The sequence below is a fragment of the Bradyrhizobium elkanii USDA 76 genome (assembly GCF_023278185.1).
Classification (GTDB): Bacteria; Pseudomonadota; Alphaproteobacteria; order Rhizobiales; family Xanthobacteraceae; genus Bradyrhizobium; species Bradyrhizobium elkanii.
In genome coordinates, this window is record NZ_CP066356.1 from 3,869,802 (window position 1) to 3,881,942 (window position 12,141).

Annotated in this window: 10 protein-coding genes; 1 reads left to right on the forward strand and 9 read right to left on the reverse strand. The window is 65.1% G+C overall.

Translation table 11 applies throughout. The annotated features are described in order from the left end of the window. The first annotated feature begins 27 nt into the window (after nucleotides 1-27). Nucleotides 28-954 carry a ketopantoate reductase family protein gene (locus JEY66_RS18655; protein WP_018272350.1) on the forward strand — a complete coding sequence of 309 codons (927 nt, stop codon included), beginning with the start codon at nucleotides 28-30 and terminating at the stop codon, nucleotides 952-954. A 97-nt stretch (nucleotides 955-1,051) separates the two neighbouring features. On the opposite strand, the gene JEY66_RS18660 is transcribed toward JEY66_RS18655, so the two are convergent. The 9 genes from JEY66_RS18660 to JEY66_RS18700 form a co-directional block, all read right to left on the reverse strand. Next, nucleotides 1,052-1,738, reverse strand: coding sequence for an esterase/lipase family protein (locus JEY66_RS18660; RefSeq protein ID WP_018272349.1), 687 nt, complete (start codon nucleotides 1,736-1,738; stop codon nucleotides 1,052-1,054). Continuing rightward, nucleotides 1,735-2,625 (reverse strand): crotonase/enoyl-CoA hydratase family protein, encoded by an 891-nt coding sequence (locus JEY66_RS18665; protein WP_018272348.1) that lies wholly within the window; start codon nucleotides 2,623-2,625, stop codon nucleotides 1,735-1,737. The genes JEY66_RS18660 and JEY66_RS18665 overlap by 4 nt, the downstream gene beginning before the upstream one ends. Nucleotides 2,626-2,767: 142 nt before the next feature. After that, complete coding sequence (locus JEY66_RS18670) at nucleotides 2,768-4,186, reverse strand: amidase (protein ID WP_018272347.1); 1,419 nt, start codon at nucleotides 4,184-4,186, stop codon at nucleotides 2,768-2,770. Continuing rightward, entirely contained in the window at nucleotides 4,179-5,351 is a 1,173-nt protein-coding gene (locus JEY66_RS18675) for a M20 aminoacylase family protein (protein ID WP_018272346.1), read from the reverse strand. Before JEY66_RS18675 ends, JEY66_RS18670 begins: the two co-directional genes overlap by 8 nt. Nucleotides 5,352-5,358: 7 nt before the next feature. After that, nucleotides 5,359-6,879, reverse strand: a complete 1,521-nt coding sequence (locus JEY66_RS18680) for a M81 family metallopeptidase (RefSeq protein WP_016846359.1) — start codon at nucleotides 6,877-6,879, stop codon at nucleotides 5,359-5,361. A gap of 245 nt (nucleotides 6,880-7,124) precedes the next feature. Continuing rightward, nucleotides 7,125-8,789: an ABC transporter ATP-binding protein gene (locus tag JEY66_RS18685; protein WP_018272345.1), complete on the reverse strand. Its 1,665-nt coding sequence runs from the start codon at nucleotides 8,787-8,789 to the stop codon at nucleotides 7,125-7,127. Continuing rightward, nucleotides 8,786-9,673 carry an ABC transporter permease gene (locus tag JEY66_RS18690; protein ID WP_018272344.1) on the reverse strand — a complete coding sequence of 296 codons (888 nt, stop codon included), beginning with the start codon at nucleotides 9,671-9,673 and terminating at the stop codon, nucleotides 8,786-8,788. The genes JEY66_RS18685 and JEY66_RS18690 overlap by 4 nt, the downstream gene beginning before the upstream one ends. Nucleotides 9,674-9,676: 3 nt before the next feature. Continuing rightward, a complete protein-coding gene (locus JEY66_RS18695; RefSeq protein WP_018272343.1) occupies nucleotides 9,677-10,618 on the reverse strand; it encodes an ABC transporter permease in 942 nt (313 codons plus the stop codon). Nucleotides 10,619-10,778: 160 nt separating this feature from the next. Beyond that, the gene (locus JEY66_RS18700; RefSeq protein ID WP_018272342.1) at nucleotides 10,779-12,137 is read right to left on the reverse strand and encodes a D-amino acid dehydrogenase; all 1,359 of its coding nucleotides are present in this window, start codon (nucleotides 12,135-12,137) and stop codon (nucleotides 10,779-10,781) included. Between the last annotated feature and the right edge of the window lie 4 nt (nucleotides 12,138-12,141).

Here is a 12,141-nt window from a genome sequence, read left to right on the forward strand (position 1 = left end):
GAGTGTCGTGGCAGCGTGGAGGATGACATGCGTATCGCTGTGATGGCGGCCGGTGCCCTCGGCGGTTATTTCGGAGCACGTATGGCTGCGGCAGGGCACGACGTGTTCTTCATCGCACGCGGCTCCAACCTCGAGGCGATCAGAAAAAACGGTCTCAAGGTCGAGAGCGTGCTTGGCAATCTTCATTTGCCCGAACCCAACGTGACCGATGATCCTGCCGCGGTCGGCCCGGTCGATATCGTTCTGTTCGCGGTCAAGCTTTGGGACAGCGAGACGGCAGCCAGGTTGTCTCTCCCCCTGGTCGGATCCCGCACCCGGGTGATCCCGTTGCAAAACGGCGTCGATAGTGCGGAGCGGATCGCCCCGATTCTCGGCGCCGACAATGTGGTCGCCGGAAGTGCCTATATTGCTACGGTGCTGTCCGCGCCTGGCGTCGTCACCCACACGAGCCAGTTCGCGCGCATGGTCTGCGGCAGAACCGACGGCAAGCCCGATGAGGGCCTCAAGGCCTTTGCCGACGCCGCTCAAGCGGCCGGAATCGACATCTCGGTGTCCGACGGGATCGACCGGGAGCGCTGGCAGAAATTCGTATTCCTCGTCGGACTATCAGGCGCGACCGCAACGACTCGCCAGCCGCTGGGGCCGATCCTGGCCGACCCGGATACGCGAGCGTTCTTTTACAGCCTGATGAGCGAGGTGGTGGCGGTCGGACGTGCCAGGGGCGTTCCCATTCCGGAGAATTTTGCCGAGGACAGAATGAAATTCGCAGAAGCCTCGCCACCCACCTTCAAGGCTTCCATGCTGCACGATCTCGAACGCGGCAACCGGCTCGAACTCGACTGGCTCGCCGGAAAGGTGGTGGAGTTCGCCCGCCCGCTTGGCATTCCGACGCCAGCCAACAATGCGGTCTATGCCATGCTCAAGCTGCACAGGATGGGTAACGCCCACGCCTAAAGCATGATCCGGAAAAGTGCGAAGCGGTTTTCCGAAAAGATCATGCTCAAACAAAGAGCTAAAGCGCGATGACGATTCAACCTAATCACATCGCGCTTTAGTCCACCTGACGATTTGTGCTGAATTTCCCTTCTTGCAAGAACGCGATGGTCTGCGCGATCGCCTCGGCGTTGCGCACCAGCCAGGGATGCGAGGTGCGGATCACGATGTGATCGGCCATGCCGTCGAGCCTGGTGTTGGCGACCGACACCCGGCCGTCATGCGGCCGCGGCAGGCCGACGGAGGTGATCGGATAGACCGAGCGGTTGCCGGCGATGATGCCGGCGCAATAATCGATCGACGGCAGCAGCGCGCTGGTCGCCGCATCGCGGCGGGTGACGAGCTGCTGGCCGGCCGGACCGAAATAGGCGCGATAAGCCGCGAGGTTCTTCAGGCGGTCGGCGATCTCGCTGCCGCCGTTCGGTGTGCCCAGCATCACGATGCGGCCGAGCCGCGCCGGGCGATGCCTTGCCAGATAGACGCGCGCCAGAAGCCCGCCCATCGAATGGCAGACGAAATGCACGGAGCCGTCGAGGCTGCGCGCGAATTGATCGAGCGAAGGATGGATGTCCTCGGCCAGCGCGTCGAGACCCTTGCGCCGGCTGTCATAGTCGAGATTGAGGGTGGCAAAGCCGGCAGTCCTCAGGGCCAGCTCCATCCTGCGAAACGAGCGCGCCGTCCTGCTGATGCCGTGCAGCAGGACGACGCCGTCAAGCGTGGATGCCGCTTGACGCCGTTCGCTCACTTATAGTCGCGCTCTTGCCACCACGGGAAATAGTCGGGCATGTCCGACGAGACCTTGTTCTTGAACTGCGCGGGGCGCTTTTCCAGGAACGACACCACGCCTTCCTTGACGTCGTCGGAGCGGCCGCGGGCATAGATGCCGCGGCTGTCGACCTTGTGCGCCTCCATCGGATCGTCGGCGCCCATCATGCGCCACATCATCTGGCGGATCAGCGCCACCGACACCGGCGCGGTCTTGGCCGCGAACTCCTTGGCGAGCGCGCGCGCGGTCGGCAACAGGTCATCGGGCGGCACCACCTTGCTGACGAGCCGCCCGGCGAGCGCTTCCTGCGCCGGGAAGACGCGGCCGGAGTAGCACCATTCCAGCGCCTGCGAAATGCCGACGATGCGCGGCAGGAACCAGCTCGATGCGGCTTCCGGCACGATGCCGCGCTGGGAGAACACGAAGCCGAAGCGCGCGGCGTCGGAGGCGATGCGGATATCCATCGCAAGCTGCATGGTGACGCCGATGCCGACCGCCGGGCCGTTCACCGCGGCGATCACCGGCTTCAGGCACTTGAAGATCCGCAGCGTCACTTGCCCGCCGCCGTCGCGCACCTGCGGATCGCTGTAGTCGACGCTGCCGTCGGCATTGCGCTTGACCGGACCGCGCCGTGCATCGCGGTCGAACGTGTTGGCGCCGGAGGAGAGATCGGCGCCGGCGCAGAAGCCGCGGCCCGCACCCGTCACGATGATCGCCCTGACGTCGTCGTCCTTGTCGGCTTTGTCGAACGCGTCGATCAGCTCCTGCTGCATCGTGGCGTTGAAGGCGTTGAGCTTGTCGGGCCGGTTCAGCGTGATGGTCAGGATCTGCTCGGCGACCTCGTACTTGATCGTCTCATACGCCATGGGGATGATTTCCTCTCGGTTTTCTTGAATGAACGGCGCTGGCGCGCGTCTCCATCCAGTTAACCCGGCAATCATCCCTTGTGAAGAAGAGGGATGCGCAGGCTTGGCCCCCGCGCATCCTGACTTGCGTTGAGGCGCTGCTTTACTTCTTCGGCGGCGCGGGCCACGGCTTCTGCGGGCCGCGCAGGCCTTCGAACGCCTTGCCCATGCCGAGCACGCCGATGTCGTCGAAGCGGCGACCGATGATCTGGACGCCGATCGGAAAGCCCTTCTTGTCGTAGCCGCCGTTGATCGACAGCGCGGGGTTCTCCGACATATTCCACGGCACGGTAAAGCAGATGTGCTCGAACGGCTTTGCGGGATCGTTCAGCGGTGCGGCGAACTCCGCCGGGAAATTCACCACCGGCGACACCGGCGAGATCACGTAGTCGACTTCGCAGAACAATTTCGCGGCGGCCGCGCGGATCGCCATCGTCTGGTTGAAGCCGCGCACCACATCGACGCCGGAGAGCTTTGCGCCGGCCTCTGCCCAGTTGAGGATGTAGGGCAGGGTCTTGCCGCGCTCGGCCTGCGACAGTTTCGACAGTTCGTCCCAGGTCCGGGCGCGCCAGAAATTGTCGAGCCCCTCAAGCATCTCGGGCGTCAGGATGCCGTCGATCTCGGTGATGACGGCGCCGGCGGATTCGAACGCCTTCGCCGCCTTGACGACGACCTCGCGAACCTCCTTCTCGACCTTCTGGCCGGAGCCGGCGTCGAGCATCAGCCCGATGCGCAGCTTGCGCGGCGACTTCTCCAGCGCCTTCCAGTTCACCTCGAGCGCCGGCAGGCTCATGCCGTCGCGGCGGTCGGGACGCGACAGCACGCTCATCATCAGCGCGGCGTCGTCGACGGTGCGGGTCATCGGACCGGCGACACGGCCGACATAAGGCGGGTCGATCGGCACGCGGCCGAGGCTCGGCTTCAATGCGACGAGGCCGCACCAGTTGGCCGGCAGCCGCACCGAGCCGCCGATATCGGTGCCGAGATGCAAGGGACCGTAGCCGGCGGCACCTGCCGCGCCCGCGCCGGCGCTCGAGCCGCCGGGGTTCTTGCTGACATCCCAGGGATTGCGGGTCAGGGGATGGAACGACGACAGGCCCGACGACAGCATGCCGTAGTCCGGCATCGTGGTCTTGGAGAAGATCACGCAGCCGGCCTCGCGCAGCCGCGCCGCAGGCGGTGCATCCTTCTCCGCGGGCGCCAGCTTGACGCTCGCCGCGCCCAGCGGCACCGGCTGCCCCTTGGTCGCGACATTGTCCTTGATGGTGGCGGGAACGCCATCGAGCGTGCCGGCCGGCTCGGCCTGCTGCCAGCGCTCGGTCGAGGTCTTGGCGACCTTCCGCGCCCCTTCCGGGTCGTACAGATACAGCGCCTTGATGTGCGGCTCCCAGGTCGCGACCTGGGAGATGATTTCCTCCAGCACCTCGGACGGCGAGAACTGCTTGGCACGATAGCCGGCGAGCAGGTCGACGGCGGAGAGATCGTGCAGCGACGTGATGGCGTCCCCTTTGGGCTTATGCATGCGCACCTGCCGGCATGCGTTTCTCGATGATGCGGGCGAACATGCTGGCGCCGATCGGCAGGATCTTGTCGTCGAGAACGTAACCGGGATTGTGAACGGGCACGGAGCCGTCATGGCCGACCCAGAAATAGGCGCCGGGAATGGCCTGCATCATGTCGGCGAAATCCTCGCTGCCCATCTTCGGCGTCGAGCGCGTGATCACCTTGGCGGGGTCGACGACGGTGCGCGCGACTTCCTCGACCACACGGGACTGTTCTTCCTGATTCACCAGCACGCTGAAGCCGTCGCGGATCTCGACCGAGATTTCGGCGCCGTATGCCGCTGCAAAGCCGGCGGAGATTTCGCGCATGCGCTTGCGGATCAGCTCACGGATCTCGTCGGAGAAGCAGCGCACCGTGCCGCACATCCAGGCTTCGCCGGGAATGACGTTGTACGCCGACCCGGAATGGATCTGCGTGATCGACAGCACCGCAGCCTGCAGCGGATCGACGTTGCGGCTGACGATCGACTGCAACGCCTGTCCGAGCGTCATGGCGATCACGACCGCGTCCTTGGAGCGCTCCGGCATCGCGCCATGGGCGCCGTAGCCCTGGATCCTGATGTCGAAGAAGTCGGCTGCGGCCATCGCCGGGCCCGGCAGGATCGCGATCTCGCCATGGTTCAGATCGGGCGCGTTGTGCAGGCCATAGACCTCGTCGCAGGGGAACTGCTTGAACAGGCCGTCCTTGATCATGGCGCGCGCGCCGCCGAGGCCTTCCTCGGCCGGCTGGAAGATGAAGTGCACGGTGCCGTCGAAATTGCGGGTCTCGGCGAGATAGCGCGCCGAGCCGAGCAGCATCGTGGTGTGGCCGTCATGGCCGCAGCCGTGGAAGCGGCCGGGAATTGTGGAGCGCCACTTCAGATTGGTGTTCTCCTCCATCGGCAGCGCGTCCATGTCGGCGCGCAGGCCGATCTTCTTGGTGCCGTTGCCCTTGCCCTTGAGCACGCCGACCACACCGGTGCCGCCGAGGCCGCGATGCACCTCGATGCCCCAGCTCGCGAGCTTGTCGGCGACGATGCCTGAGGTGCGGACCTCCTCGAAGCCGATCTCGGGATGCGCATGCAGATCCCGTCTGATGGCGGTGAGTTCGTCGGCAAAACTGTCGATGCGCTCAATGGTCGGCATGGTCTCTCTATCCGTTTGTGCGTGATGGGGAGGTGGGTGTGAAAGCGGGGCCGTTCGGCTTGATACGAATGCCGGGACGCAAATGTCTCCACGGCAGCGTGGCGGTATCGGCGGGCATCGCGCCGGGAGCGGCGCAAATCAGCAGCTTCTCGGCGATCGGCTCGAAATCGGCGCGGAAGTGCACCGAGCTCTTGTTGACCAGGATCTTCTGTGCCGTCGGCTCGATGCCGACGTAGCGGTACATCGCCTGGTCGGCAAGCTGGGCCTTGTAGGAGCCGACCACGACGCGGACGTCGCCGACCCGCAGGCAGGCCGAGGGGCCCATATCCATGTCGCGGCCGCCGAAATAGGGACCGGGAGCCACGAATTTTCCATCCGAGAGCTGTTCGACGACGAAAGTCTCCTTGTACGGCGCGTCGCCGGGGATACCGGACTTGCCGCCGAGCTCGAGCGTGACTGATGCCCCGACACCGGCGGTGTGCGCGGCCTTCGCGGATTGCGGGTCGTAGATCACGCCGGTTGCGGCGCTCGCTCTGTTGCGCACCAGCGCGCGCAGCATGCCTGTCGTGTCGGAATCGCCGCCGGCGCCGGGATTGTCCTGGGTATCGGCGATGATGATCGGCTTGCTGGCCGATTTCGCCAGTTCCATCGCCAGCCGTACGCCTTCGTCGGGCGAATAGATCCGGCCGTCGAAATCATCCTCATGGCTCTCGACCAGGGCGACGACCTTGTCGGCGGCGGCATCCGCTTCGGCCTGGGTCCGGCCATAGGCGAACACGCTCGGCCCGCAATCCCTGAAATCGGCGGCGGGGAAGCCCGGCGCAAACGACAGCGTCGGCACCGCGTCGCTCTCGAGCGCGGCGAGCTTTTGATAGATGCCTTTTGTGGGCTGGTCGTTGGTGCATTGCCAGCTGATCGGGATCAGGAACGGCAGTTGCCGGAATGCCTTGGCGAAGCGCTGCCTGGACTTGAGCATCAGCGCCAGATGCCGGGCGCAGGCGCGGCCGGTTTCGGCCATGTCGACATGCGGATAGGTGCGGTAGGCGATCAGCGCATCGGCATGTTCGATCATCTTTGGTGAAACGTTCGCATGCAGATCGAGGCTCGCCACCAGCGGCAGGTCGTTGCCGATCGCCTTGCGCACGCGGGCCAGCGTTTCGCCTTCACCATCGTCATAATGCTCGGTGACCATGGCGCCGTGCAGGTCGAGATAGACGGCGTCGATCGGTCCGGCCGCGGCGATGCCGTCGACCATTTCGGTCACGATCCGCTCATACGCGTCCTTGCTGACATGTGCCGACGGGCTCGCCGCGGCGAAGATCGTCGGCACCAGCTCCCAGCCGTTGGCTTCCGCCGCCTCGACAAAGCCGGCGAGGCCGACATTGATCTTGCGCATGACCTTGAGCACGTCTGTGCCATGCGTCATCGACGGCCAGCCGCCGCCATGCACGAAATCGTCATAGGTTGCCTTCGTCGGTGCGAAGGTATTGGTCTCGTGCAGGAAGCCGCCCACGGCAATGCGGGTCATCAAGTTGGTCTCGATACGTTTCTTCGATCATGATGCGATTGGAACGGTTCGCACCGCGATCTCGTCTCGTTGGTTGGAGCCTGATCTTTCGGGAGGATCGGTGTCCACCGTCCGGGCCATGCCCTAGCGCGCGACGTTAAGCGTGTCGTCGCGCCAAGCGCAAGCCGTGGAGCACTTCCGGATTTGCATGCCCTATGGGCGTATTGAAAGGCCCAAGGGTACGTCGTGAGGCTAAGGCTAAAGACTTAGGCCGTTGCCACGAGGCCTTCCGAAACCGGGCGGAAATTTGCAAAATCCCAGCCGCGTCCGGGTGCCGCATCGAGCAGCGCGCGGGTATAGGCCTGTTGCGGATTGGTCAGCACCTCGGCGGCCGGTCCCTGTTCCACGACGCGGCCATGTTGCATCACGGCGACGTCGTCGCAGATCTGTGCGGCGACGCGCAAATCATGCGTGATGAAGAGCAGCGCGATGCCCAGCCGGCGCTGGATTTCGTCGAGCAGGTCCAGGACCTGCGCCTGCACCGAGACGTCGAGTGCGGACACCGCCTCATCCGCGACGAGCACGTCGGGATCGAGCGCCAGCGCGCGCGCGATCGCGATGCGCTGGCGCTGGCCGCCGGAGAACTGGTGCGGATAGCGCGAGATCGCGTCGGGCGGCAAATGGACGAGCTCGAGCAGCTCGCGCGCGCGCGCCAGCGCATCCTTGCGCGGCATGCCGTAATTGACCGGGCCTTCCGCGATGCTCTCGCCGACGGTGACGCGCGGATTGAGCGAGCGGTAGGGGTCCTGGAAGATGATCTGGATCTTCTGGCGATGCGGCTGCAGCAGCCGGCGCGACAGGTCGGAGATCTCGCGGCCGGCGAGGCGCACCCCGCCCGAGGTCGGATCGATCAGGCGGACGATGCAGCGCGCGACCGTCGACTTGCCGGAACCGCTTTCGCCGACGATGCCGAGCGTGCGGCCCTTGCGCAAGGTGAGGGTAACGTTGCTGGCGGCGGCGACCTCGCGGGCTTTGCCGTACAGCGACCGCTCCCGGTAGACCTTGCTGAGCTCGTTGGCTTCCAGCACCACCGGCTCGGTCGTCTCCGGGCGCGGCGCGCGCGGCACCAGGCTCGGCACCGAGGACAACAGGTTGCGGGTGTACTCCATCTTCGGATTGCGCAGCACGTCCTGCAGCGGGCCGGTTTCGACCAGGCGGCCGTGTCGCATCACCGCGACGCGGTCTGCGATCTCGGCCACCACGCCCATGTCATGGGTGATGAACAGAACAGCGGTGCCGTGATCGCGTTGCAGGTCGCGGATCAAGGTGAGGATCTGCTTCTGCGTGGTGACGTCGAGCGCGGTGGTCGGCTCATCGGCGATCAGGAGCTTCGGCTCCAGAACCAATGCCATCGCGATCATGATGCGCTGGCGCTGACCGCCCGACAGGCGGTGCGGGTAGGAGGAGAAGATGCGCCCCACGTCCGGCAGCCGCACATGCTCCATCATCGCCAAAATCTTCTGGCGCCGCGCGCGGGCGTCGAGATCGGTGTGGGCGCGCAGCACCTCGTCGATCTGGCGGCCGACCGGCACCACGGGATTGAGCGCGGTCATCGGCTCCTGGAAGATCATCGCCATCCGCGTGGCGCGGAGCTGGCGCAGCCGCCGGTCGCTGGCGGTGAGCAGTTCCTCGCCGACCAGCTTGACGCTGCCGCCGGACGGCACCAGCGTGCCCTTCTGCAACAGGCCCATCACGGTGAGCGAGGTGACCGACTTCCCGGAGCCGCTTTCGCCGACCAGGCAGAGCGTCTCGCCTTCACGTACCTGCAGCGAGAGGTCGTCGATGATGCGATGTGCGTCCGTCTTGCGGCCGAGGCCGACGACGAGGTTGTTGATGTCGAGGACGACGTTGGAAGAGTTGGTATTGGTCACTTGCCCTCACGCTGCTTCATGCGGGGATCGAGCGCGTCGCGCGCGGCGTCGCCGATCAGGTTGACGCTGAGAATGGCGATCGAGAGCAGCAGCCCCGGCCAGAAGATCAGCGACGGCTTGACCTGGAAGTAGGCGCGGCCCTCGGCCATGATGTTGCCCCAGGTCGGCGTTTCCGGCGAGATGCCGGCGCCGAGGAACGACAGGATCGCCTCGGTCAGGATCGCGGACGCGCAGACATAGGTGCCTTGCACGATCAGGGGCGCGATGGTGTTCGGCATCAAATGCCGCCACATGATCTTCGGCAGGCTGGTGCCGAGCGAGATCGCGGCCTCGACATAAGGCTCCTCGCGTGCGGTCAGCACCACCGAGCGCACGAGCCGTGCCACGCGCGGGATCTCGGGGATGGTGATCGCGACCATCACGGTCCAGATGCTGGCGCCCGACAGCGACACCACGGCGATCGCGAGCAGGATGGCAGGGATCGCCATCAAGCCGTCCATCACGCGCATCAGCACCGCGTCGACCCAGCGGAAGAAGCCGGCGACGAGGCCGATCAGAAGCCCGATGGCGATCGAGCAGACGGCGGCGCCGAGCCCGATCACCAGCGAGATCCGTGCGCCGTAGATGATGCGCGACAACAGGTCGCGGCCATAGGCGTCGGTGCCGAGCAGATATTGCGCGCTCGACGGCTTCAGCCGCTGCGACGGCGTCAGTAGCAGGGGATCGTGCGGCGCAAGCAGCGGCGCGAAGATCGCCATCAGGATGATGAGGGCGAGGCAGATCGTCGCAACTGCGATGATCGGCGTCGACGTGAGGAAGCCGAACTTGACGCGGAACGGCCGGGTAACGGGAATAGAGGATTCGGGAAGGGTTTCGATCGCCATTGCTCAGTACCGGATACGAGGATCGAGCAGGGTGTAGGCGAGGTCGATCAACAGATTGACCGCGACATAGATACCCGACGTCAAGAGGATCATCGCCTGGATCACCGGATAGTCGCGCGCCAGCACCGCATCGACGGTGAGGCGGCCGATGCCGGGCAGGTTGAACACGCTTTCGGTGACGACGACCCCGGAGATCAACAGCGCGAAGCCGGAACCGATCACCGTGATGACCGGCACGGCCGCGTTGCGCAGCGCGTGGCGCAGCAGCACGCCGGTCTCGCCGATGCCCTTGGCCCGCGCGGTGCGCACGTAATCCTCTCCGAGCACGTCGAGCATCGAGGCCCGCGTCATGCGCGCGATCAGCGCGACGTAGATGAAGGAGAGGGTGCAGGTCGGCAGGATGATGCGCTCGAAGAACGGGCCGAAGCCGGCCGAGATGCTCTTGAAGCCCTGTACTGGAACCCAGCGCAGATCGATCGCAAAGATCTGGATCAGCACATAGCCGATCACGAATACCGGCACCGAGAAGCCGAGCACCGACAGTCCCATCACGAAGCGGTCGATCCAGGTGCCGTGTTTCCACGCCGCGATCACGCCGAGCGGCACCGCCACCAGGATCGAGAGGATGATGGTGGCCAGCGCGACCGAGATCGACGGCTCGAGACGCGGGCCGATCATCTCGAGGATCGGCTTGTTCGAGATCAGGGAGACGCCGAGGTCGCCGTGCAGCAACTTGGCGACCCAGGTATAGAACTGGATGTAGATCGGCTCGTTCAGACCAAGCGAGGTCCTGATACGTTCGAGCTGTTCGGGCGTCGCGTTGTCGCCGGCGAGGATGGCGGCCGGGTCGCCCGGCGTCAGCCGCAGCAACAGGAACACGAACAGAGCCACCACGCCCATCACGGGAATGGCGGCGAGGATGCGGCGAAGCAGATATCCGAGCAAATTTGATCCGTTGGGTTGTGGTCGATGAAGTCCCCAGCGGGACCGTTGCACACCAGACCGTAGCACAGATGGTAGCAGACTCACGGTAGAACTTGAGCAAGTCCCATGCCATCGGTGCTGCGGATTTTGCGGTGCAGCTAATCAGTCCTGTGGGCCGCGATTATTCCTCCGGTGAAGTTCGAAGCAGTCCACTGGAAGGTGGATTGATTTCAGCTTTGCGCGCGTTGGCAGGCACGTCGAGCCCGGCACCGAACGACGGCGCCATCGGCGGCGTGTCGAGGTCGCGCCAATCGTCGATCGCCTGGGCCACCATCTGCGCCGTCGCCGCCGACAGCGTCCAGCCGAGATGACCGTGACCCGTGTTGTAGAACACGCCCGGAATCCGTCCGGCGCGAACCACCGGCATCATGTTCGGCATCATCGGGCGCAGGCCCGCCCATGGCACGACTTTCGACGTATCGATCTCTGGGAAATGATGCCGCACCCAGTCCACCAGCGGTTGAATGCGGTCGGCGCGAATGTCGCGGTTGAAGCCGTTGAACTCGGCGGTGCCGGCGACGCGGAAGCGGTCGGCGCCGAGCCGGCTGGTGACGATCTTCGCAGCTTCATCGAGCAGGCTGACGGTTGGGGCGGCGTTCCGGCTTTGTGGCGCATCGAGCTGCACCGTGATCGAATAGCCCTTCACCGGATAGACATTGACGCGGTCGTTGAGCAGGCTGGCGAAGTGGCGGCTCGCCACGCCTGCGCAAATCACGATCCCGTCCGCTTGCAATTGATGCCGCGTCGCGACCGCAGCTTCATGTGAAGCAGCTTCGTTCCAGCCGATGCGGAAGCCGTCATCGCCGCGTGCGATCGTGTCGACGTCGGCTTCATGGACGAAGCTCGCGCCACGGCGGACGCAGGCGTCGGCGAGGCCGCGGGTGAACTTGTGGATATCGCCGGTTGCGTCCGACGGCGTGAAGAAACCGCCATAGCAGGCCGTCTGCAGCGCGGGTTCGATGACGCGGATTTCGTCCGATGTCACCGGCCGGCGGTCGAGCCCGCCCTGCTGCAGCAGCGTGTTGACCTTGAGGCCGGCTTCGAAGCCGGCCTTGTCGTGATAGACGTGCAGGATGCCGCGGCGCTCGAGATCGAAGGCGATATTCTCGCGCTCTGCGATCGAGAACAGATGCTTGCGCGCTTCGATGGCGAGCTTCGTGGTCTCGATGGTGTTGCCGCGATAGCGCGTGATGTGGCCTACGAACTCGCCGATCCAGGAATATTTGTGCCAGCTCGGCTTCGGGTTCATCAGCAGCGGCGCGTCGCTTCTGAGCATCCAGCGCAGCCCCTTGAGGATGGTCGCAGCGCTGTTCCAGACTTCGGCGTTGCTGGCGGAGAGTTGTCCGCCATTGGCGAACGAGGTTTCCATCGCGGCGTAGCGATGCCTGTCGAGGACAGTCACCTTGTAGCCGCGTTCAAGCAGGGCATAGGCCGTCGTTACGCCGGTGATGCCGGCGCCGATGATCGCGATGTGTGGCATGATA